We start from the raw sequence: 22500 nt of genomic DNA, 5'->3' as shown, positions 1-22500 counted from the left end.
GGGGGAGGGTGGGTCAGGGGTGGGGGAGGTGGGTGGAGAGGACCTTCAGGGTTTCGGCGGTGGCTACCGCGTCGCTGCGGGCGCTGCCGTGGCGGCCGTCGCTGCTGTACAGCGACGGGTCGGCCACCAGCGGGTGGTCGGTCAGGTGGACGTGCAGTGTGCCCAGGCACTCGGCCACGGCGCGGGTGTGCCGGGACAGCCGCCGCATCCGCTCGCCCAGGCCCGCGCGCAGCGCGTCCGGCACCGCCGGGCTGTGCGACACGTCGAACATGCCCACGGTGATGACGTCCGCGCCCGCCTCCCGTAGCGCGGTGATCATGGCGGTCAGCTCGGCGTCGACAGCGTCCGGGTCGTAGGCGGACCGGAACGCGTCGTTGCCGCCGCACACCACCAGGGCCAGGTCCGGCTCGAAGGCCAGCGCGCCGGCCAGTTGGGTGGCCCGGACCTCGTGCGCGCGCAGTCCGCGCCGGCCCAGGTTCAGGTAGGCCAGCTCCGGCCGGATCGCGCGCAGCTCGGCGGCGATCCGGTCGGCCCACTGGAGGTCGGGGTAGCCGTCGGCGGGTTCGCACAGTCCTTCCGCGACGCTGTCACCCAGCACCACGAACCGCCTCCACGGGTGCCCGCGCAGCAGGTCGGCGGCCTCTCCCGGACGCAGGCACCACGGGTCGGTCGCCTCGGTCAACGTCGATGGCATGCCCGGCAGGCTAGCCGAGCGTCCCACGCCGGGAAAGAGGCTCAGCGCAGCAGGGCCAGCAGCTCCCCGGGCTGGCTCAGGCTGAGGTCGGCGGGCTCGTCGGGGTCGTACTGGTGACCCCACGCGGCGGCGACCGCGACCGCGCCGCTGTGCCGGGCGGCGCGTACGTCCAGTGGTGAGTCACCCACGTACGCGGCGCGGCCGGGTGGCACGCCGAGCCGACGGCAGGCCGCCTCCACGCCGTCGGGCGCCGGTTTGGGGCGGTCGACCTGGTCCCCGCCGAGGACGACCTCGAAGTGACCGAGCAGGCCCGCCCGGTCGAGCAGGATCTCGGCGGCCCGGTGGCTCGCGCCGGTGAACACGCCGACCGGCACCCGGGCGGCGATCTCGGCGAGCGCGTCGGCGACGCCGGGGTAGACGCGTACCCGGCCGGCGAGCGCATCCAGCTCGGTGTGATAGCGGTCCAGGTCCTCGCCGGAGGCGGGCCGCCGCAGCAGGTGCGCCAGCAGGTCCGCCGGGGAGCCGATCGAGTAGCCGGCGATGACCTCGGCGTCGGTGTACGACGGCCCACCTCCGGCCCGCACCGCCGCCCGGTACGCCGCGGGCACCACCGCGTGCGACTCGACGAGCGTGCCGTCCATGTCGAACACGATCGCGTCCACCGGGCCGGTCACGCGTTCTCCGCCCGGTGCGCCGTGGCGAGCCGCTTCGGGGCCCGCGCGTACCACGCCTCGGTGACCAGCTCGGTCAGCTCGTCCACGTCGATCCGGTCGAGCCGGACCAGCACCGCCGGGTATCCGTCGAAGTGCGGCGTGGTGAAGTAGACAGCCGGGTCGTCGGCGATCAGCGCCTCCTTGGCGCCCAGGTCGGGCACCCGCGCGCCGAGGATCGGGCCGTCCGGCGCGGCGTCGCCGAGCGCATCGAGTTCGCCGCGCCGCAGCGGCCGCTCCCAGACGAACGACTTGTCGCGGACCCGCCAGGCGGGCGCCTCGTCGTACGTGGGTCGTTCGGTGGTCTCGGGCAGGCCCAGCGCGATGCGCCGCACGTCTTCCCAGGTCGCCATGGCCCCGACCCTACCGCCGACCCCCGACACCGCGGCCCGGACCGGCGGGCTCAGACCGGCGGGCTCAGACCGGCGTGGGCGCGGCAGGTTCCGCGGCCGGGCGCCGGGACGCGCGGCCCAGCAGCAGTGGCCCCACGGTCAGCACCAGGCAGACCACCGACATCACCAGCAGCGCCGGGGTCAGGTCGAGCAGCGCCACCGACCAGCCGCCGAGCAGCGCGCCGACGGGCAGGCCGAGGAACGCCACCGAGCCGGAGATGCCCAGCACCCGGGTCTGCAGCTCGCCCGGCACCCGCTGGTAGAGCGCAGCGCCGAGCAGCGGGTTCACCGCCGCGATGCCGATGCCGGACAGGAACGTCACCACGAGCACCACGACCAGGTCGTCGCTGAGCGCCAGCGCGAGCAGCCGGGGCGCGCCGCTGAGCGTCAGCCCGAGCGCGAACGTGGTCCCGGCCGGCAGCCGGGTGCCGAACATCGTGAACAGCAGGTTGCCCAGCAGCGCGCCGGCCGAGAAGACGCCCAGCAGCAGACCGAATCCGGCCGGGTCGCCGAGCACCTGGTTGACCCACAGCGGGATCCAGACCGCGACGCTGGCGTTGGCGAACATGTTCGACACCGAGACCACGATCAGCATGGTCATCAGCGTCCGGTCGGTGCGCAGGTACGCGAAGCCGCCGCGCAGCGCCCGCAGGTAGGGCTCCCGGGGCGCCGGTTGCGCCGGTGCGGGCGGCCGGACCAGCACGCCGATCAGCAGCGCGCAGACCGCGAACGTGGCCGCGTCGATCCAGATGGCCCGGGTCAGCCCGACCCAGTCGATGAGTAGCCCGCCCAGCACCGCGCCGAACAGCGTCATGCCCCGGGCCAGGCCGTCGTAGGCGCTGGTGAGCCGGATCAGGGGCACCCCGGCCCGCTCGGCCGCCGGTTTGAACAACACGTGCTTGACCCGGTCGCCGATGCCGCGCAGCCCGCCGGCGATCGCCACCAGCACCAGCAGCGTGCCGAAGCCGAGCCAGGGCGCCAGCGCCACCACGGCCATCGCGACGGCGCTCGCCGCGTCCACGAACACCGAGGTACGGCGTACCCCGAACCGGTCCGCCCACGGGGTCGCGAGCGCGCTGGAGAGCATGTACGGAAGCGTCTCCGCCGCCGCGACGAGCCCCATCTTGGTGGGACTGCCGGTGGTCTCCAGCACGAGCCAGGGGATGGCGACCACCGAGATCCGGGTGCCGAGGTTGGACAGCAGGTCGGCGCCGACCAGGGTGTACAACTCCCGGCGCGGGTTCACGCCGGACTGCCGATCGGGTCGGCACCGGCCGGGTGGGCCGCCGCGTACCGGGCCCGCAAGGCGCGCTTGTCCACCTTCGCGGACCGGTTCAGCGGCAGCGCGTCGACGAACTCGACGGCGCCGGGCGCCCACGTCTCGCTCAGCTCCCGGACCACGAGCGCGATCAGCTCGTCGCCGGTCACCGACGCGCCCGGCGCGGGCACCACGTACGCGTGCGGCAGCTCCCCGGCCACCGGGTCCGGTACGCCGATCACGGCGGCGGCGCGTACCTCGGGGTGGCCGGCGAGCACGTCCTCGATCGGGCGGGAGTAGATCGGCCAGCTGCGCTGCCGGGTGAGGATCCGGTCCTGTAACCGGTCGACCAGGTAGAGGTAGCCGTCGGCGTCGAGGTGCCCGATGTCGCGGGTGCGGACCCAGCCGTCGACGAGCGTCTCGGCGGTCAGCTCCGGCTGACCGTGGTAGCCGGCGAAGCTCAGCTTGGTACGCACCCACACCTCGCCGTCGTCGCCGGGCGGCAGCACCTTGCCGTCGGCGTCGCGGATCTCCACCGTCACGTCGCCGTACGGGCGGCCGCAGGAACGCAGCCGCTCCGGGTGCTCCGGGTCCTCGGTGAGCCCCGGCAGCGCGCAGATGACGACCGCCTCGCTGAGCCCGTACACGATGCGCAGGCACGGGCCGAAGCGGGCGATGGCCTGGCGCAGCCGGGCCGGCGCGGCGGGCCCGGCGCCCACGTTGAACATGAACATCGCGGAGAAGTCGGCGCCCGGCAGGTCGGGGTGGTCGAGCACCTCGTAGAGCATCGGCGGGGTGACGAACGTGGAGGTCAGCCGTTCGGCGTCCACTGTGGCGACGAACGCGGCCGGATCCCACTGTTCGCGCAGGAACAGCACGCCGCCGGTGAACAGGTTGATCAACGTGGTGATCTGGCCGCTGGCCAGCCACATCGGGGAGTGCGACAGGTGCCGCAGCAGCGGGAACCCGGCGCCCCGGAAGTCGGCGGCCAGTGCGAGCACCTGCCGGTAGAAGCTCTCCCGGTGGTGCACCAGCTTCGGCGTGCCGGTGGTGCCGCTGGTCTGCAGGATCGACTCCGGCGCCGGCACCTCGGCGGGCAGCTCCGCGGCCGGCCCGGCGGCCCCGGCGGTCAGGTCCGGTCCGGCGCCGCCGGGTCCGAGGCAGAGCACCGGTACGCCGGACAGGCCCGCCGCGACCTCCACGGCCTGCGCGTCACGCGGGTCGTGGACGAACGCCTCCGGCGCGGACAGCGCGACGAACTCGTCGACCTCCCGCCGCGAGGTCACCGGGGCCACCCACATGCTCCGGCAGCCCAGCAGGTGCAGGGCCAGTTGCAGCAGCGGACCCTCGACCGTGTTGCCGAGCATCACCAGCACCGCCGCGCCGGGGCGTACCCCGTGGTGGCGCAGCGCGGCGGCCAGGCCGCGCACCTCGGCGGCGACCTGGGGGTAGGTGAGGCGGCGTCCGCCGCCGACGAGCGCCTCCCGGTCGCCGAACCCGGCGAACAGCTCCAGCGCCTCGTGCACATAGTTCGGCCGGTCGGTCATCGGGCAGCCCCCATCATGGTCCGCGAGCGGCGTCCGGCCAGGTCAGGGCCGGGACATGACGGCAGGTGCCAGGGTCGGCGACCGCACCGCCGCCAGCCCCGAGCCTAGGCAGCCGCGGTCCACGCCGGACAGAGCCGATCGTCGCTGCGTCACGCCCCCCGGGCATTTGATCATGTCGATCAGGTTGATTGACGCTCGTCACGGCCGGAAGCTAGTTTCCGGTCCATCGCCCGGGCCGGTGCCGCCGACCGCGTCACGCCCGGGGCTGCCGACCATGGAGGATCGATGCCGACCCCGAAGAGATGGCACGTCATAGCTTCCGCCGTAACGCTGCTGATCGCCGCCACCCCGGCGGTCACCGCGAGCGCCGGCCCGACCGGGAACGACCGCGCCGGGCACGGGCGCGCCGAGTGGGCCGGAACCTGGGCCGCGGCGGTGACCCGCGGTAACAACGTGGGCCTGACCGAGACCGGCCTGAACAACCAGAGCATTCGGATGACCGTGCAGACCTCGGTGGGCGGGCCGCGCCTGCGGGTGCGGCTGACCAACCTCTACGGCCAGCAGGCCGTCCAGGTCGGCAGCGCCACCATCGCCCGGCCGAACACCGCCACCCCCGATGACCTGTCCGACATTGTCCCGGCCAGCATCCGTCAGCTGACGTTCTCCGGCGCGGGCACGGCGACCATCAACAAGGGCGCCGAGCTGCTCAGCGACCCGGTCAACTTCCCGGTGACCGAGCAGGAGGACCTGGTGGTCACCCTGTACTTCCCGGTGCTCACCGGGCCGGTCACGTTCCACGGCCAGTCCAAGGTCACCAACTTCATCGGCGCCACCGACCTCACCTCGGCGGCCGACGGCACCGGCTTCACCATCCGGCCCAACTGCTGCTGGATGTTCCTGTCCGGCATCGACGTGGAGCGCAAGGCCACGCCCGGCTCCGTGGTGGTGCTGGGTGACTCCATCAGCGACGGCAACGGCAGCACCGTCAACGCCGACCGCCGCTGGCCGGACTTCCTGGCCAAGCGGCTGATCGACGCCCGCCCGGAGCCGCGTACCCCGGGTGTGCTCAACCTCAGCCTGGCCGGCAACCGGCTCAACCACGAGGGCACCGAGCCCGGCGCGGGCGGTTTCCCCGGCTACTACGAGCTGGGCCCGAACGCGCTGGCCCGGCTCAACGAGGACGTGTTCCCGCAGACCGGGGTGCGGACCGTCATCACCCACCTGGGCATCAACGACATCTGGATGAACGGCGACAGCCCGGAGGCGATCATCGCCACGCTGCGCCAGCTCAACCAGCAGGTCAAGGCGCGCGGCCTGACCAGCATCGCCGGCACGCTCATGCCGTACGAGGGCAATGGCGGGCCGGGCGTGTGGACCCCGGAGAAGGACGCCACCCGGCAGGCCGTCAACACCTGGCTGCGCGGGCCCGGCCGCGCCGAGTTCGACGGCGTCGTCGACTTCGACGCGGTGATGCGGGATCCGGCCCAGCCGAGCCGGCTGCTGCCGGCGTACGACTCGGGTGACCACATCCACCCGAACGACACGGGCGCCGCGGTGATGGCGAACGCCGTACCACTGAAGCTGCTCGGACTGTGACACCGGGCGGGGGCGGCGGTCGACACGACGCCGCCCCCGCCGCCGTTTCCTGGGGAGGAAGAGACAGTGGACGTCAGCGAGATCCTGACCGGCCTCTACAGCGAGCAGGGCCGGCAGAACCCGTATCCCTTCTACGCGGCCCTGCACGAGCACGGGCCGATCAACGCCGTTCCGGCCCGGGCCGAGCACAGCACCGTGAGCGCGGTGGCCGGCGGGTACGACGTGGTGGACCAGATCCTGCGTGATCCCGGCTGGTACAAGGGCTTCCCGCCCGGCTGGGAGGAGCAGGAGATCCTGCGTACGTTCCTCACGTCGATGATGTTCGTCAACCCGCCGGACCACACCCGGATGCGCGGGGTGTTCGCCAGGACGTTCACCCCGCGCCGCCTCGGCGCGCTGGAGCCGGTGATCGAGCGGATCGTCGCCGAACGCCTGGATCACATGGCCGAGGTGGGCGCGGACGGCCACGAGGTGGACTTCGTGGCCGACTTCGCGTACCCGGTCCCGGCGCTGGTGATGGCCGAGTTCATCGGCCTGCCCGCGGCGGACCTGTCCTGGTACCGGCAGCGGGTCGACTGGATCGACGAGTACATGGACGTGTCCGGCAAGACGCCGGAGCGGCTGGCCCGGGCCAACCAGGCCGCCGAGGAGTTGCGCGTCTTCTACCGGGACCTGATCGCCCACCGGCGCCGTACGCCCGGCCACGACCTGATCAGCGGGCTGGCCGAGGTGCTCGACGCGGGCGGCGTCGACCTCACCGAGGATGAGTTGATCAGCAATCTGATCGTGCTGTTCAACGCCAGCTTCGTCACCACCGTCTACATGTTCAGCAACGGCCTTCCGCTGCTGCTGGACCATCCGGACGTCACCGCCGCGCTGCCCGGCGACGACGCGCTCGCCCGGGGCTGCGTGGAGGAGGTGCTGCGGATGGAGAGCCCGGTGCACTTCCTGGCCCGCTCCGCGCCCGCAGGCGTCGACCTCGGCGGGGTGCCGATCGACCGCGACGACAACGTGCTGCTGCTGATCGCCGCCGCCAACCGTGACCCGGCCCGGTTCCCCGACCCGGACCGCTTCGACCCGCGCCGCGACGGCCCGCCGTCGCTGGCCTTCGGCGTCGGGCTGCACTTCTGCCTCGGCTCGGCGGTGTCCCGGCTGGAGGGCCGGCTGGCGCTGCCGCGCCTGTTCGCGCGCTTCCCCCGGCTCGCCGTCACCCAGCCCTACACGTACAGCGGGAGCCTGTTCCTGCGCGGTATCGACAAACTCTTCGTCACCACGGGGGAGGCCGGATGACACTCGATCCGCAGGTGGTCGCGTGGCGGGCCGCGAGGGCCGCCGCCGGCACCGTGCCGCTCTACACCCAGACCCTCGCCGAGGCCCGCGCCGCCGACCTCGCCGCGATCCGCGCCGGCTCCGGCGCGGTCGAGCCGGTCGCGGAGGTACGCGACACGACGGTGCCCGGCCCGGCCGGGCCGCTGCCGGTGCGGATCCACCGGCCGGACGGCGACGGACCGCTGCCCACGCTCGTCTACTTCTTCGGCGGCGGCTGGACGCTCGGCAGCGTCGACACGGCCGACGGGATCTGCCGTCGGCTGGTCAACCTCACCGGCGCCCAGACCGTGACCGTCGGCTACCGGCTCGCCCCGGAGCACCCGTTCCCGGCGGCGGTGGAGGACTGCCATGCCGCGTTGCGGCACCTCGCCGCGCACGCCGCCGAGTTCCGCGTCGACGCCGACCGGCTGGCTGTCGGCGGGGACAGCGCGGGCGGGAACCTGGCCGCCGCGGTGACGCTGCTGGCCCGCGCCGACGGCGGTCCCCGGCTCGCCGCCCAGTTGCTGGTCTACCCGAACACCGACCAGCGGCCCGGGCACCGGCCGGCCGACGACGAGGACCCGATGCTGTTCAACAGGCACTCGGTCGGCTGGTACCGCGGCCACTACCTCGCCGACCCCGGCGACGCGGCCCACCCGCTCGCGTCGCCGCTGCTCGCCGAGGACCTGTCCGGCCTGCCCCCGGCGTTCGTGATCACCGCCGGGCACGATCCGCTGCGTGACGAGGGCCTGCGGTACGCGTCTCGGCTGCGCGAGTCCGGTGTGCCCACCGAGACGGACGACCACCCGGGCATGGTGCACGGGTTCTTCGCCATGCCCGGCGTGTTCGACGCCGGCCGGCTGGCCCAGGAACGCGCCGCCGCCTTCCTGCGCCGCGCGTTCGGGCTCGACCCGGCGCACGCCCGGGCGGCGACGGGTGCCGACCATGGCTGACCCGGCGGACGGGTTCGTGCCACCGGCCAGCCTGGCCGAGTTCGCCGCGCTCGCCCGGGCGGTCCTGCCGGCCGACGTGTGGGACTTCGTCGACGGCGGCAGCGGCACCGAGACCGCCCTTGCGGCGAACCGGGCCGCGCTGGACCGGGTGGCGGTGCTGCCCCGGATGCTGGCCGGGGTGGACGACCCGTCCACCGAGGCGACGCTGCCCGGCGGCCGGGCAGCGTTGCCGGTGGCTGTCGCACCGATGGCGTACCAGCGGCTGCTGCACCCCGACGGCGAGCCGGCGCTCGCGGCGGCGGCCCGCGCGGCGGGCGTGCCGTACGTGGCGAGCACGCTGTCCAGCACCCCGATCGAAGAGATCGCGGCGACCGGCGCGACGGTGTGGTTCCAGCTCTACTGGCTGCGCGACCGGGCGCTGGTGGCCGACCTGCTCGACCGGGCGTCGGCGGTCGGCTGCGCGGCGGTGATGGTGACTGTGGACGTGCCGGTGCTCGGGCGGCGCCTGCGCGACGCCCGCAACGGCTTCGCGTTGCCGCCGCACGTCACCGCCGCGAACCTGCCCGGCGGCCGGGACGACCTGGCGCATCAGGGCACGCCCGGCGTCTCGGCGGTGGCCGTGCACACCGGCGCGGTCTTCGCCCCGGCGTTGAGCTGGGCGGACCTGGAGTGGCTGCGCGCGCGTACCCGGGTGCCGTTGCTCGTCAAGGGCATCCTGGACCCGCGCGACGCGGTCCGCGCGGTGGACGCCGGCGTCGACGCCGTGGTGGTCTCCAACCACGGCGGACGGCAGCTCGACGCCGCCCCGGCCAGTGCGGCCGTGCTGCCGGAGGTGGTCGCGGCGGTCGACCAGCGGTGCGCGGTGCTGCTGGACAGCGGCGTCCGCGGCGGCGTCGACGTGCTGCGCGCGCTGGCGCTCGGCGCGGACGGCGTGCTGCTCGGACGGCCGCTGCTCTGGGCGCTCGCGGCGGGCGGCCGGGCCGGCGCCGAGGCGGCGCTGGCGCTGCTCGCGGCGGAACTGCGCGACGCGCTCATCCTCAGCGGCTGCCCCGACCCGGCCTCGGCCCGGCGGCTGCGTACCCGGATCGGAGGCTGACGTGGAACCGGTCGACCTGGCCGTCTCGGCGCTGCACGGCAGCGTCGGCGACCCGGCGCTGAACTCGATGAACTTCCTCAACGAGGTGGCGCAGCACTACCCGGACGCGGTGTCGCTGGCGGCCGGGCGGCCGTACGAGGAGTTCTTCGACTCCGCGCTGCTGCACACGCACCTGGACCGCTTCCGCCGCCACCTGGCCGAGGAGGTCGGGCTGGACCGGGCCGGCGTGGACCGGACGCTGCTGCAGTACGGGCGCACCAAGGGCATCGTGCACCACCTGATCGCCCGGCACCTCGCCGTGGACGAGGGGCTCACCGTCGACCCGGAGTCGATCGTGGTGACGGTCGGCTGCCAGGAGGCGATGTTCCTGGTGCTGCGCGCGCTGCGGACCGGCCCGGCCGACGTGCTGTTCGCGGTGGCGCCCACGTACGTCGGGCTCACCGGCGCGGCCCGCCTGGTCGACCTGCCGGTGCGCCCGGTGGCCGGCGGGCCGGACGGCGTCGACCTGGCCGACCTGCGCGCCGGGGTGCGCCGGGCCCGCGCGGAGGGGCTGCGGCCCCGCGGCTGCTACGTGATGCCCGACTTCGCCAACCCGTCCGGCATCAGCATGGACACCGAGCAACGGCGGCGGCTGCTGGAGCTGGCCGCCGAGGAGGACCTGCTACTGATCGAGGACAACCCGTACGGTCTCTTCCCGGCCGACGGCACCGACCGGCGGCCCACGCTCAAGGCGCTGGACACCGCCCGGCGGGTGGTCTACCTCGGCTCGTTCGCCAAGACCGTGCTGCCCGGCGCCCGGGTCGGCTACGTGGTCGCCGACCAGCGGGTGGGGGAGGCGGACGGCGCTGTGGTGCCGTTCGCCGACCACCTCGCGAAGATCAAGAGCATGGTCACTGTGAACACGTCACCGATCAGCCAGGCGGTGATCGGCGGCGCGCTGCTGGCGCACGACTGCTCGCTGGTGGCCGCGAACGTGCGGGAGCGGGCCGCGTACGCCCGCAACCTGCGCCACCTGGTCGACGGCCTGGCCCGGCGCTTCCCGGCCGGCGGCCCGGTCTCGTGGACCGTGCCGGCGGGCGGGTTCTTCGTGGTGGTGAGCGTGCCGTTCGCCGTCGACGACGCGCTGCTGCACCGCTCGGCGCGTGAGTACGGCGTGCTCTGGACCCCGATGGCGCACTTCTACGACGCAGGCACGCCGGTCGATGCGCTGCGGCTGTCGGTGAGCGCCGTCACACCGGAGTCGATCGATCTGGGTCTGGACCGGCTCGCCGCGCTGGTCACGGACACCATGGCCGCCGGAGTGACGCCGGAGTGTCAGGGTTCCGGCACAGTGCGTGTTTCCTGACGCCGTTCCTCTGTTGATAATGGACGAATGGTTGCCTGGGAGTACGCGTTGCTCGTTCGTCGGTATCAGGGTCAGGGTCGCAATTTCCACGTCTCGTTCGTGTGGTACGGCCCGGACGGGTCACGCACCGACGTGACGGCATACGGCGACACCGCTATCGCGCACCTCAACCGGGTCGGCCGGGAGGGCTGGGAACTGGTCTCCGCCGCCGAGGACGTGAACAACGTGCAGGGCAGCACCGAGGTCCACCGCTACCACCTGAAGCGCCCGCTGCGCTGACCCCTGAACCGCCGGCACCCCGGGAGACGCCTTCTCCCGGGGTGCCGCTTCGTGTCGGCCAGGCGCTCAGCCCAGGTCGACCGCCGGGTAGAGCGGGAACGGCGTGAGCAGGTCGGCGGCCTGCTTGCCGACGGACTCGGCGACGGCCGGGTCCAGCACGTACTTCGCCTTCGACGGTGCGCCGTCCGGGCCGGTGCCGGGCGTGGTCTGGCTGAGCACGGTGTGGATCAGCTCGGCGGTGGCGTCCATCTCGGCGGCGCCGAGGCCCCGGGTGGTCAGCGCCGGGGTGCCGATGCGGATGCCGGAGGTGTACCAGGCGCCGTTCGGGTCCTGCGGCACCGAGTTGCGGTTGGTGACGATGCCCGAGTCCAGCAGCGCCTGCTCGGCCTGCCGGCCGGTGAGGCCGTACCCGGACACGTCGATGAGCACCAGGTGGTTGTCGGTGCCGCCGGTGACCAGCGTCGCGCCCCGGCGCAGCAGACCGTCGGCCAGCGCCTGCGCGTTGTCCACGATCCGCTGGGCGTAGTCGGCGAAGTCGGGGCGGCGTGCCTCGGCCAGCGCGACCGCCTTGGCGGCCATCACGTGCGGCAGCGGCCCGCCGAGCACCATCGGGCAGCCCCGGTCGACCTGGTCGGCCAGCTCCGGCCCGCAGAGCACCATGCCGCCGCGCGGGCCGCGCAGCGACTTGTGCGTGGTGGTGGTGACGATGTGCGCGTGCGGCACCGGGTCGAAGTCGCCGGTGAACACCTTGCCGGCGACCAGCCCGGCGAAGTGGGCCATGTCGACCATGAACGTGGCGCCGACCGAGTCGGCGATCTCCCGCATGATCCGGAAGTTGACCTTCCGCGGGTACGCGGAGTAACCGGCGACCAGGATCAGCGGCTTGAACTCGCGGGCCGCCTCGGCCACCCGGTCGTAGTCGATCAGGCCGGTGGCCGGGTCGGTGCCGTAGCTGCGCTGGTCGAACATCTTGCCGGAGATGTTCGGCCGGAAGCCGTGGGTGAGGTGACCGCCGGCGTCCAGCGACATGCCCAGCATCCGCTGGTTGCCCAGCTCGCGGCGCAGCGCGAACCAGTCGGCCTCGGTGAGGTCGTTGACCTGCCGCGCCTGCGCCTTGCGCAGCGCGGGGGACTCGACCCGGTCGGCGAGGATCGCCCAGAACGCGACCAGGTTGGCGTCGATGCCCGAGTGCGGCTGCACGTACGCGTGGGACGCGCCGAACAGCTCCCGGGCGTGCTCGGCGGCGAGCGCCTCGACGGTGTCGACGTTCTGGCAGCCGGCGTAGAACCGGCGCCCGACCGTGCCCTCGGCGTACTTGTCGCTGAACCAGTTGCCCATCGCCAGCAGCGTCGCCGGGGAGGCGTAGTTCTCGCTGGCGATGAGCTTGAGCGACTCGCGCTGGTCGGCCAGTTCCGCGGCGATGGCGTCGGCCACGCGCGGCTCGACGCCGCGGACGACCTCCAGCGCGCTGCGGAAGGCGGTGGACTCGGCGTTGCGCGACATGCGACCTCCAGGTGACGTGCGGAAGGCCCAGGCGCTCGGCATGCGTCCTCATGACGAGGCCGCTCCCCGATGGTGCTCCATCTCCACGCGCCAGTCACGGCCTGTGCCGATCCTACCGGCCCGGCCGGGACCTGCGGGGTTGGGCCGCCCGTCCCGGGGAGGCCCGGCCGACACGGAGTTCTTCGACCGGGCCGGCATGACCGGCACCCGGGTCGGCCAGGGGCCCACGGACGACCCACCCACGGTGGCCGAGGACGCGTTCGAGGCGCTGACGAAGGGGGGGGGCACAAGGTCGCCGCCGGCTCGCTGGTCAACAAGATCCAGGTGGCCGCCGGCAAGATCATCCCGGACCGGCTGAAGGCGGTGCCGGTGTCAGGCGACCACGGCCTCGAGCGACTTCTTCAGCGCCTTCGGGGCGGTCGGCGTCTTGGGCGCCTTCGGCCGCAGGTCGAGCATCCGCTGGCCGATCTCCTGGAGCGGGCTACGGCCGAGCGCCTCGCGGACCTTCGGGAACCACTCCTGCTCCTCCTCCTCGATGTGGTGCAGCACGTTCTCGATCAGCACCGTCGTCTTGGCGTTGAAGCGCTCGTCGCCGGCGTCCATCGTGAACAGCTCGAAGCAGAGCACGTCCGCGACGTGGTGCTCCTCGTACGACTCCAGCACGTCGTCCTCGACGTCGGGCACCAGCTTGCGGACCTCCGGGTACATCACCTCGTTCTCCAGGTAGGTGTGCACCGTGAGGGCTTCGAGGATCTGCCCGACGATCTTCCCGCGCTTGCTCGCCGGTCCCTCCTCGGCCTCCTGGAAGGCCTTGAACAGGCGGCGGATCTCCTTGTGGTCCTCCTTGAGCAGGACGATCGCATCGGTGGACACCGGTTACCTCCTAAGTCGGCTGACGGTGCCCCCCTACCCGGTGCCCCACCAGGACAAACAGACCGGGCCCGGCGTGATCGCCGGGCCCGGTCCACGCGGATACCTGTTACTTCACCGCGTTGTACGCGTCCACGACGCCGGCGCCGTAGAACCCGTTGCGGTTCCCGCCGGAGCAGGTCGCGTCGTACGCGTTCGGGCCCGCCGGGATCAGCGGCACCGGGTTGTAGACGCCCGACGGGCAGGACTTCGCCACCGCCGTGCGCTCCAGGAACGAGGCCAGCTGGCCCGGGCTCATGCCCGGGTGCGCGGACAGCGCCAGCGCCGCTACGCCGGTGGCGTGCGGGCCGGACATCGAGGTGCCCTGCTTGTAGCCCCACCCGTTGGTGCGGGTGGCGGTGTTGAAGGTGGTGGACAGGATGCCGTCGGCGGACGTCGAGCGGGCGCCCTGCGTCCGGAACCGGGTGTCGCCACCCGGCGCGGTCACGTCGATCACGCCCTGGCCGTACGAGGAGTAGTAGCTCTTCTCCCCGGTCGGGCCGACGGCGGCGACGGTCACCACGCCCGGCGCCTCGGCCGGCAGGTCGAGGCAGGCGTTGGTGAGGTTCTCGCGCTCCTCCGGCGTGCCGTTGTTCGGGCTGCCGGTGTCGGTGATCTTGTGGGCCAGGTCGTAGTTCGAGTTACCTGCCGACGCGACGTGCAGCACACCCTGGGACTGCGAGTAGCGCAGGGCCCGCTGCACGGCCTTCCACACCGGGCGCTGACGCGCGTCGTTGCGGCAGTTCAGCTCCCACGGGTCGATGTAGTAGCTGTTGTTGGTGAGCTGGAAGCCGTGCTCGGCTGCCCACATGAACCCGCAGACCGCGGCCTCCGGGAAGATGTAGCCGTCGTCGTTGACCACCTTGACGGCGGCGACCTTCACGCCCGGGGCGACACCGGTGACACCGACGCCGTTGACCGCGGCGGCGATGGTGCCCGCCACGTGGGTGCCGTGGTCGCTCGTGGTGGGGTTCCACGCGGCCTCGGCGGTGTTCGGGACGCCGCCCACACAGGAGGCGCTCTTGTCCTTGGCGATCTGGGTCGCCAGGTCCGGGTGGCTGCTGGAGATGCCGCTGTCCAGCACACCCACCACGACCGACGGGCTGCCGCCGGTCACGGCGTGCGCCTGCGGGACGCGGATCTGGGGCATGTCCCACTGCAGGTTGTAGAGCGGCTCGGCGGTCGGGTCGCCGGTGGCCGCGGCGACGGCGGCGGCCGGCACCTCGACCGTCTCGCCCTCGTCCAGGGCGGTGCCCAGGCCGGCGGTGGAGGCGACCGACTCGACGCCGGCGCCCGCCACCCGGGTGGCGAAGTCCGGGGCGGACGAGCGCACGACCAGCACACCGATCTTGTCGTACGCGGCCACCACGGTGCCGTCGGCGGCCGCCACGCGGGCGGCGGCCTTGGCGGTGCTGTTGCCCTGCGGGGCGAGCACGATGTACGAGGTTTCCGGTCCGACGGCCGCGGCCGGTGCCGTGCCGCCGACGAGGGCGAGCCCGGCGCCGAGCGTCACTGCCGACGCCGCGGCGAGTGTCTTGCGACGGAGGTTGTTCACACAGACTCCCAGGGGTTCGTGCGGGTGGACCGCACCCCTGAGCGGGCTGCGGTCCGGGCGGAGGCACGGCGAAGTACCGGCCTCGCCCGGACCAGCGCCACCGCCTCCCGGCGTGTTACACATGCCGGGATCCCGGTGACGTGGATCGTCAGACGGTGGCGATCGTGTAGGGGATCTCGTCGAGCAGTTCCCGGGCGAGGAAGCCGATCCGCCCGTACCGGGGGACCAGCCGCTGCCCGCTCACCGCGTGCGCGAACGCCGCCCAGCAGGCCGCCTGCGCCGGGTCGGCGCCCCGGGAGAGCAGGCCCGCGAGCAGCCCGGCCCGCACGTCGCCGCTGCCCGAGGTGCCCAGTCCGGCGTCTCCGCTCTCCTCGCGCCAGGCTCGGCCGTCCGGCGTCGCGATGTGCCCGTACAGCGAGACGACCGCGTCGTACCGGCCGGCCAGTTCCACCGCTTCGGCGTCCAGGTCGTCGCCCGGATCGCGTCCCAGCAGGTGCCGCGCCTCGGTCAGGTTGGGAGTGAGCACCGCCTTGCGGCCGGACCCGGCCAGCAGCTCCGGCGCGTGGCTGAGCGCGCCGAGCGCGTACGCGTCGAGCACCAGCGCGGTCTCCCGGCCGGCCGCGTCCAGGACCAGGCGCAGCAGTTCCCCGGTGGCCTCGATGTCCGTGAGGCCGGGTCCGACCGCCACCACGTCGGCCTCGGCGACCAGGCCGCGGAGCAGGTCGCCCGGGTCTCCGCGGACCGCGCCGTCGCCGGTCTCCGGCAGGCCGATCACGAGCGCCTCCGGCACCTGGATGCTCAGCGACGCCGCAGTCGACTCGGCTGCGGCGAGCTGGAGCACGCCGGCGCCGGCCCGCAGCGCTGCCACCCCGGCCAGCAGCACCGCGCCGGGTGTGAACCGGGAGCCGCCGACCACCAGCACGGTGCCGCGCGCCTCCTTGCCGCCGGTGGGCACCGGCAGCGCCCAGTCCCGCAGCAGCGCGGGGGTGATCACGTCAGACCGGCTCGGCATTGACCTCGTCCTCCCTGGTGGGCTTCGCCCCCTGCAGGTGCAGGTGGGCGACGTCGTTGAACACCTCCGGCACGAGCCGGCCGGCGTCGTCGGCGTGCCAGGCGGTGACCGAGCAGTTGGCGATCACGTGCTCGCGGGTCAGCGCCATCAGCTCCGCCTCGGTGAGCCCTTCCACCAGGTAGCGCAGCAGGAAGACCAGCGCGTCGTGGCCGAACAGCAGCACCCGGCCCCCCTCGTGGTCGCGGCGCAGGTCGCCGAGCAGCGCCCGCAGCCGCAGCGCCACGTCGGTCCAGGACTCACCGCCGGGCGGCCGGTAGTAGAACTTGCCGAGCCGGGTACGCCGCTGCGCCTCCTCCGGGTAGCGCCGGGTCACGCCGTGGCCGGTGAGCCCGTCGAGGATGCCCAGCTCCCGGTCGCGCAGCCGCTCGTCGACGCTCGCCGGGATCCCGGTGCCGTCGAGCGCCAGCTCGGACGTGCGCACCGCACGCAGGTACGGCGACACCACAGCCACGTCCGGCCGCCTCGACTCCGGCAGCCCGGCCAGCCAGCGGGCGGTCGCCCGTGCCTGCTCCTCGCCGGTCTGTGACAGCGGCACGTCCGCGTCCCGGTGGCTGAGGTCGATCAGCTCGGCGCCGGACGTCTCGGCCGCCGTGGCCGCCACGTTCGCCGTGCTCTCGCCGTGCCGGACGATCCAGAGCGATCCCAACTCCGCCATGCGGCTCCCGGTACCCGGGCTCGACCGGGGATAACCGTGCCGGACCGGCCCGGCGCGGGACTGCGCCGCAGTGCATCGACCCGGCACAATGTCCCACGACGCGGGACGGACGGTCCGGGTCCGAGGGAGGCGCACATGGCGACTGTGGTGCGGGGTCTGCGGGAGGCGCTGGTGCTCTTCCTGATCGCCACGGTGGTGATCGCGGCGGCGGTCGGAATCTGGGTGGCGGTCGGCGGCGGGGACTTCACGCACCGGCTGGGGGTGGCGTTCATGATCGTCGGCGCCGTGATCGGGATGACCGGCGATCTCACGTTGAGCCGTATCGGCATGCTGCCCGCCCGCTCCACGTTCGGCCTGGCGCCCGAGCGGGAGGACGGGGGCGGCGGGCGGGTGCTCACCGGCGTCGGCATCTTCCTGTTCGTCTCGGTGCCGCTGATCGTCGTCGGCGCGCTGCTGATCACCTGAGCACGTGACGACCGTCGCCGGACCGGTCAGTCCTCCGGCGAACCGGGACTCACGAGGCCCGTCTCGTAGGCGACCACCACCGCCTGGACCCGGTCGCGCAGACGGAGTTTGGCGAGGATCCGGGCGACGTGGGTCTTCACAGTCGCCTCGGACAGGTGCAGCGCCTCCGCGAGTTCGGCGTTGCTCAGGCCGCCGGCCAGCAGGCGCAGGACCTCCGTCTCGCGCCGGGTCAGCGTGGCCAGGTCGCGGTGCACAGTCGCCGTCTGCGGGTCGCGGCGGGCGAAGCGCCGCACCAGCCGGCGGGTGATGGCGGGTGCGAGCAGCGCGTCACCGTCCTGGACCATGCGTACGGCCGCCACCAGATGTTCCGGCGTCACGTCCTTGAGCAGGAAGCCGCTCGCCCCGGCGGCGAGCGCGGCGTAGACGTACTGGTCCAGGTCGAACGTGGTGAGGATGATGATCCGGGGCGCCGCGACGGCCCCGGTGAGGATGCGGCGGGTGGCCTCGAGGCCGTCGAGCTCGGGCATGCGCACGTCCATGAGCACCACGTCGGGCCTGGTGCGGCGGACCGCGTCCACCGCCTCCGCGCCCGTCGCCGCCTCGGCCACCACGTCCACCCCACCGGCCGTGAGGATCATGCGGAACCCGGTACGGACCAGTGCCTGGTCGTCGGCGACCACCACTCGTACCGTCATGTCGCCTCCCACGGGATCACGGCCTCGACGTGGTAACCGGCGCCCGGCCGGGCGCCGGCGCGCAACGTCCCACCGTAGACGGCGAGGCGCTCCCGCAGCCCGATCAGGCCGCGCCCGCCCGACACCCCGGTGGCGGCCGGTACGCCGGGCTCGGTGTTGCCGACCTCGATCCGCAGGGTCTCCGGCGAGTACTCGACGACGACGGTGCCGGCGGCGCCGGGCGCGTGCCGGACCATGTTCGTCAACGCCTCCTGCACCACCCGGTACGCCGTCAGCCCGACACCGGAGGTGACCGGCCGGCGCTCGCCGGAGATGGTCAGCCGTACCGGCACGCCGGCGTCCCGCATGCGTTCGATCAGCTCGGGCAGGCCCTCGATCCCGGGCTGCGGGTCCTCCGGGTCGTCCGGTTCGGACTCGGCCAGCAGGCCCATGACGTGCCGCAGCTCGGTGAGCGCGGACCGGCCGGTCGACTCGACGGCGAGCAGCGCCTCCCGTGCCTGATCCGGTGCGGCGGCGAGCACCGTCCGGGCGGCACCGGCCTGGATGACCATCACGCTGACGTGATGCGTCACGACGTCGTGCAGTTCCCGGGCGATGCGAGCCCGTTCACCGGCGACCGCGTCGCGCAGCGCCTGCTCGTGGGCGCGGGCCTCGGCGGTGAGCCGCCGCCGGTCCTCACCCGCCCGTCGCCGCCACACGTGGTGGCCGCCCGCGGCGGCCACCAGCGGGGCCAGCACGACGAACGGCAGGTAGCCCGCGGACACCGTGACCGGCATCAGCTCCCGGAGGCCCAGGGCGAGCAGCGCCACCGCCGGGACGGACACCAGCGCCGGCAGCCGGTACGGGCTGTGCGCCGTCGCGCTGTGGACGGCGACGAGGCAGGTCAGCACCACGCACGGGTACAGGGCCGGCTGCCGTTCCCCGTCGGTCACCAGCACCAGTGACGCGGCGGCCATCGTCGCCCAGAGCACCGCGAGCGGATACCGGCGGCGCAGCACCAGCGGTGCGCACATGACGAAGACCAGCAGCAGTGCCCCGAGCGTGGACCCGGGCTGCGCGGGCTGCATCTCCGGCGGGACCGCCAACGGGGGCAGCGGCAGTGGCGGCGGCAACGGCGGGGGCGGGACGCCGACATCGTCAGTGGCGGCCTGGAAGCACACCAGCCCGAGTGCACCTGCCAGCGCCGCGTCGAGCAGCAGCGCCCGCCAGCCCGGCCTCGGCAGCGGTCCCGTCGCCACGGTGCCTCTCACGAGCCACATTCTCGCCGCCGTACGCCGGCCGGGGCATCGGTCACGGTGTGCAGTGCGACTACATCGCAGGGATGACCCCGGGCGAAGATCCGCCTCCGGCGGTACGGGTGGTGCGTCGCCGGACCGATGCCCAGGCCTCGGATCCGCCCCTAACGTCACGGCGTCCAGTCGACAGGCCTGACCCGAGGGGCGACACATGACCGATCCGGTGATCGACGTACGCGGGGTGACCCGCCGATACGGCGAGGGGCCGCCCGCGCTGCACGACGTGTCGCTGACCGTCCGGCCCGGCGAGTGCGTGGCGGTGCTCGGCCCGTCCGGCAGCGGGAAGTCCACACTGCTCAACCTGCTCGCCGCGCTGGACCGGCCGGACGCCGGCACGGTGACCGTCGCGGGCACCCGTCTGGAGAAGCTGGGCGAGGCCGCGTCGGCCCGGTTCCGGCGCGCACACGTGGGCCTGGTCTTCCAGTTCTTCAACCTGCTGGACGACCTCACAGTGCTGGACAACGTCCTGCTGCCCGCCCAGCTGGCCGGCGCACCGGCCCGCGCGGCGCGCGAACACGCGGCCTCCCTGCTGGACTCGCTCGGCATCGCCCGGCACGCGCACGCGTACCCGGGACGCCTCTCCGGCGGTGAGCGGCAGCGCGTCGCCGTCGCCCGCGCCCTGATCAACCGGCCCGCGCTCCTGCTGGCCGACGAGCCGACCGGCGCGCTGGACACCGCCTCCGGGGAGGACGTCCGGCGCCTGCTCGACGAGCTGCACCGCAGCGGCCAGACCATCGTGCTCGTCACCCACGACCTGCGGCTGGCCGAGGCGTCCGCCGGCCGTACGATCCGCCTGCGCGACGGCCGGGTCGAGGTGCGACGGTGAGCGGGCTGCGCCGGGTCGTCCGGTCCGGCGTACGGCGCCGCCGGGTGCAGACAGTCGTCGTCGGCCTGGTCACCGCCGCCGCCGTGACCGCCACGGTGCTCGGAGCCGGGCTGCTCGTCGCGTCGCAGGCGCCCTTCGACGACGCGTTCGCCGCCCAGCGGGGAGCGCACCTGACCGTGCGGGCGGACTCCGGTGCGGTGACGGAACCACAGCTCGCCGCGTCGGCCTCGGCGCCGGGCGTGGTGGCCGCCGCCGGTCCGTACCGGGTGCTGGTGGTCGCCTTCACGGAGCGCGGCGGGATGCGGACACCGCCGCTGACAGTCGTCGCGCGCACCGATCCGGGCGGCCCCGTCGACCGCATCGAGCTGGCCGGCGGGCGGTGGCCGACCGGTCCGGACGAGATCGTGCTGAGCGGCGGAGCGGTCCGCCTGCCGCCCGGGGCCCGCCTGACCACACCGGGCGGCGGAGAGTTCACGGTGGTCGGTACGGCCCGGTCGATCAGCGACACCGCCGGCGCCTGGGTGCTGCCGTCCGCCGTCGGCCGACTCGACGGGCCGGACACGGCGGACGGGTACCAGATGCTCTACCGGTTCGCGGACGCCCGCACCGCGACGGAGGTCGGCGCCGGACGGGACGCCGTGGTCGCGGCGCTGCCCCCCGGCGCGGTCACCGGCGCCCGATCCTGGCTCGACGTGCGGCAGCAGGCCGTCGAGGACGCGGCCGTCTTCGTGCCGTTCCTCGTCGCGTTCGCGCTGCTCGGCATCGTGATGGCGCTGCTGGTGGTCGGCACTGTGGTCGCCGGGACGGTCGGCGCCGCCACCCGCCGGATCGGCATCCTCAAGGCGCTCGGCTGCACCCCCGCGGGCATCGTCCGCGCCTTCGTCGCGCAGACGCTGCTCCCGGCCGCCGTGGGTGCCGTCGCCGGAACGGTCACCGGGAACCTGATCGCGCTGCCGGTGCTGGCCGAGACCGAGCAGGTCTACGGCTCGGCGAACACCACCATCGCCTGGTGGGTGACCGTCCTGGCCACCGGCGGGGTGCTGGCGGTGGTGACGCTGACCGCGTGGACGGCCGCGCTGAGGGCGGGCCGGCTCCGTACCGTGGACGCCATCGCGGTCGGACGGGCGTCCGGTCCGGCGCGGGGCCGGTGGGCGTTGCGCCTGGCCGCGCGGCTGCCGGTGGCCAGGCCGGTGGGCCTCGGCCTGGCCCGCCCGTTCGCACGGCCGGCGGGCCAGGCCGGTGGGCCTCGGCCTGGCCCGCCCGTTCGCACGGCCGGCGCGCACTGTCGCGATCCTGCTGGCGGTCGCGACGGGCGCGGCGGCGGTGACGTTCGCGACCGGGCTCGCCGCGTCGCTGCTGCGCATCCAGACCGCGCTCACCCAGGACGTCGCTGACGTCACTGTGAACGGCGACCCGGACGCCGGACCGGCCGCCGCTCCCACCGCCGATCCGGCCGCGGTGCTGGCGGCGATCGACGCCCAGCCGGGCACCCGCGCCAGGTACGGCCTCACGCAGGCACCGGGCGCCGTCGCGGGCGTCGCCGACCCGGTCTCCGTCACGACGATCACCGGCGACGCGGCGTGGGACGGCTTCGAGATGGTGTCCGGACGCTGGTTCACCGCACCCGGCGAGGCCGTCGTCGGCGGACCCCTGCTGACCGCGACCGGAGCCCGGATCGGCGACACCGTCACGGTCCGGATCGAGGGCACGCCGGTACGCCTGCGCGTCGTCGGCGAGGTGTTCGAGTCCGCCATGGCGGTGTTCACCGGTACCGCCACGCCCACCGGCCGGAACCCGTCCGAGTACCGGATCGCGCTCGCCCCGGACACCGACGCCGGCGCCTATGCACAGGCGCTGACCGGCGCACTCGCCGGCCGGGGCCTCACCGCGCGGCCGAGCGGCGCGGAGACCGACCCGCTCCTGCTGGTCGTGGAGGGGCTGACCGCCACGCTGACCCTGCTGCTCCTCGCGGTGGCCGCGCTGGGCGTGCTCAACATGCTCGTCCTCGACCTGCGCGACCGGGTCCACGATCTCGGTGTGCACAAGGCGCTCGGCATGACGCCGGGCCAGACGATCGCGATGGTGGTCGCCTCGGTCGCCGCCGTCGGTCTGGTCGGCGGGCTGCTCGGCGTACCGGCGGGTGTGGCGATGCAACGGCTCGTCGTCCCGGCGATGGCCACCAACGGCGGACTGCACCTGCCGGAGAGTCTGCTCGACGTGTACGGGCCGGTCCTCCTGGCGGCGCTGGCGCTGGGCGGGCCGCTGACGGCACTGCTCGGAGCGCTGCTGCCGGCCGGGTGGGCGGCCCGGACCCGGACCGCGACGGCACTGCGGAGCGAGTAGCGCG

Annotated in this window: 22 protein-coding genes and 1 riboswitch; of the genes, 10 read left to right on the top strand and 12 right to left on the bottom strand. The window is 74.0% G+C overall.

What is annotated here, in order from left to right:
• Positions 1-13: 13 nt before the first annotated feature.
• The 5 genes from IF06_RS0119025 to IF06_RS0119005 all read right to left on the bottom strand — a co-directional run bounded on the left by IF06_RS0119025 (position 14) and on the right by IF06_RS0119005 (position 4601).
• On the bottom strand, positions 14-694 hold the full coding sequence (locus tag IF06_RS0119025) for an SGNH/GDSL hydrolase family protein (RefSeq protein WP_013286627.1): 681 nt from the start codon (positions 692-694) through the stop codon (positions 14-16).
• Between the two features lie 41 nt (positions 695-735).
• Positions 736-1368, bottom strand: a complete 633-nt coding sequence (locus tag IF06_RS0119020; RefSeq protein WP_030272599.1) for an HAD family hydrolase — start codon at positions 1366-1368, stop codon at positions 736-738.
• The gene (locus IF06_RS0119015) at positions 1365-1757 is read right to left on the bottom strand and encodes an MmcQ/YjbR family DNA-binding protein (protein ID WP_030272597.1); all 393 of its coding nucleotides are present in this window, start codon (positions 1755-1757) and stop codon (positions 1365-1367) included. Before IF06_RS0119015 ends, IF06_RS0119020 begins: the two co-directional genes overlap by 4 nt.
• Positions 1758-1821: 64 nt before the next feature.
• On the bottom strand, positions 1822-3042 hold the full coding sequence (locus IF06_RS0119010) for an MFS transporter (protein WP_030272595.1): 1221 nt from the start codon (positions 3040-3042) through the stop codon (positions 1822-1824).
• Positions 3039-4601 (bottom strand): class I adenylate-forming enzyme family protein, encoded by a 1563-nt coding sequence (locus IF06_RS0119005; RefSeq protein ID WP_030272593.1) that lies wholly within the window; start codon positions 4599-4601, stop codon positions 3039-3041. Before IF06_RS0119005 ends, IF06_RS0119010 begins: the two co-directional genes overlap by 4 nt.
• Positions 4602-4886: 285 nt before the next feature.
• On the opposite strand from IF06_RS0119005, the gene IF06_RS0119000 reads away from it, so the two are divergent.
• The 6 genes from IF06_RS0119000 (at position 4887) to IF06_RS0118975 (ending at position 11178) form a co-directional block, all read left to right on the top strand.
• Positions 4887-6197 carry an SGNH/GDSL hydrolase family protein gene (locus tag IF06_RS0119000; RefSeq protein ID WP_036311112.1) on the top strand — a complete coding sequence of 437 codons (1311 nt, stop codon included), beginning with the start codon at positions 4887-4889 and terminating at the stop codon, positions 6195-6197.
• 66 nt (positions 6198-6263) lie between these two features.
• Positions 6264-7487, top strand: a complete 1224-nt coding sequence (locus tag IF06_RS0118995; protein WP_030272589.1) for a cytochrome P450 — start codon at positions 6264-6266, stop codon at positions 7485-7487.
• A complete protein-coding gene (locus tag IF06_RS0118990; protein WP_013286620.1) occupies positions 7484-8458 on the top strand; it encodes an alpha/beta hydrolase in 975 nt (324 codons plus the stop codon). The genes IF06_RS0118995 and IF06_RS0118990 overlap by 4 nt, the downstream gene beginning before the upstream one ends.
• A complete protein-coding gene (locus IF06_RS0118985) occupies positions 8451-9554 on the top strand; it encodes an alpha-hydroxy acid oxidase (protein WP_030272588.1) in 1104 nt (367 codons plus the stop codon). The genes IF06_RS0118990 and IF06_RS0118985 overlap by 8 nt, the downstream gene beginning before the upstream one ends.
• A gap of 1 nt (position 9555) precedes the next feature.
• Complete coding sequence (locus tag IF06_RS0118980) at positions 9556-10899, top strand: PLP-dependent aminotransferase family protein (RefSeq protein ID WP_030272586.1); 1344 nt, start codon at positions 9556-9558, stop codon at positions 10897-10899.
• A gap of 27 nt (positions 10900-10926) precedes the next feature.
• A complete protein-coding gene (locus IF06_RS0118975) occupies positions 10927-11178 on the top strand; it encodes a hypothetical protein (RefSeq protein ID WP_013286617.1) in 252 nt (83 codons plus the stop codon).
• Between the two features lie 66 nt (positions 11179-11244).
• Here IF06_RS0118975 and IF06_RS0118970 read toward each other — a convergent pair whose 3' ends face one another.
• The 5 genes from IF06_RS0118970 to IF06_RS0118950 form a co-directional block, all read right to left on the bottom strand.
• Positions 11245-12681, bottom strand: coding sequence for a glycine hydroxymethyltransferase (locus IF06_RS0118970; RefSeq protein ID WP_013286616.1), 1437 nt, complete (start codon positions 12679-12681; stop codon positions 11245-11247).
• Between the two features lie 18 nt (positions 12682-12699).
• Positions 12700-12789: riboswitch (ZMP/ZTP riboswitch) on the bottom strand.
• Positions 12790-13053: 264 nt separating this feature from the next.
• Positions 13054-13554, bottom strand: a complete 501-nt coding sequence (locus IF06_RS0118965) for a hemerythrin domain-containing protein (RefSeq protein ID WP_030272584.1) — start codon at positions 13552-13554, stop codon at positions 13054-13056.
• 106 nt (positions 13555-13660) lie between these two features.
• Entirely contained in the window at positions 13661-15145 is a 1485-nt protein-coding gene (locus IF06_RS0118960) for a S8 family peptidase (RefSeq protein WP_013286614.1), read from the bottom strand.
• A gap of 148 nt (positions 15146-15293) precedes the next feature.
• Positions 15294-16157 carry an NAD(P)H-hydrate dehydratase gene (locus IF06_RS0118955; protein ID WP_030272582.1) on the bottom strand — a complete coding sequence of 288 codons (864 nt, stop codon included), beginning with the start codon at positions 16155-16157 and terminating at the stop codon, positions 15294-15296.
• Positions 16141-16872: a histidine phosphatase family protein gene (locus IF06_RS0118950; protein ID WP_013476585.1), complete on the bottom strand. Its 732-nt coding sequence runs from the start codon at positions 16870-16872 to the stop codon at positions 16141-16143. Before IF06_RS0118950 ends, IF06_RS0118955 begins: the two co-directional genes overlap by 17 nt.
• 135 nt (positions 16873-17007) lie before the next feature.
• Between IF06_RS0118950 and IF06_RS0118945 the strand changes: the two genes are divergently transcribed.
• The gene (locus IF06_RS0118945) at positions 17008-17337 is read left to right on the top strand and encodes a hypothetical protein (RefSeq protein ID WP_013286610.1); all 330 of its coding nucleotides are present in this window, start codon (positions 17008-17010) and stop codon (positions 17335-17337) included.
• Between the two features lie 26 nt (positions 17338-17363).
• Here IF06_RS0118945 and IF06_RS0118940 read toward each other — a convergent pair whose 3' ends face one another.
• On the bottom strand, positions 17364-18032 hold the full coding sequence (locus tag IF06_RS0118940; RefSeq protein WP_013286609.1) for a response regulator: 669 nt from the start codon (positions 18030-18032) through the stop codon (positions 17364-17366).
• Complete coding sequence (locus IF06_RS0118935; RefSeq protein ID WP_030272580.1) at positions 18029-19291, bottom strand: sensor histidine kinase; 1263 nt, start codon at positions 19289-19291, stop codon at positions 18029-18031. Before IF06_RS0118935 ends, IF06_RS0118940 begins: the two co-directional genes overlap by 4 nt.
• Positions 19292-19478: 187 nt before the next feature.
• Here IF06_RS0118935 and IF06_RS0118930 point away from each other — a divergent pair, with 187 nt between their 5' ends.
• Genes IF06_RS0118930 through IF06_RS34415 form a run of 3 tightly spaced genes read left to right on the top strand, consistent with a single transcriptional unit; the run spans position 19479 to position 22496 of the window.
• Positions 19479-20153, top strand: a complete 675-nt coding sequence (locus tag IF06_RS0118930; RefSeq protein ID WP_030272578.1) for an ABC transporter ATP-binding protein — start codon at positions 19479-19481, stop codon at positions 20151-20153.
• Positions 20150-21547: an ABC transporter permease gene (locus IF06_RS34420; protein ID WP_232236712.1), complete on the top strand. Its 1398-nt coding sequence runs from the start codon at positions 20150-20152 to the stop codon at positions 21545-21547. The genes IF06_RS0118930 and IF06_RS34420 overlap by 4 nt, the downstream gene beginning before the upstream one ends.
• Complete coding sequence (locus IF06_RS34415; protein ID WP_232236711.1) at positions 21477-22496, top strand: FtsX-like permease family protein; 1020 nt, start codon at positions 21477-21479, stop codon at positions 22494-22496. The genes IF06_RS34420 and IF06_RS34415 overlap by 71 nt, the downstream gene beginning before the upstream one ends.
• The last annotated feature ends 4 nt before the right edge of the window (positions 22497-22500 follow it).

The organism is Micromonospora globosa (genome assembly GCF_000717585.1).
Lineage (GTDB): Bacteria > Actinomycetota > Actinomycetes > Mycobacteriales > Micromonosporaceae > Micromonospora > Micromonospora aurantiaca.
This window is presented reverse-complemented; position numbering and strand designations above follow the sequence as displayed.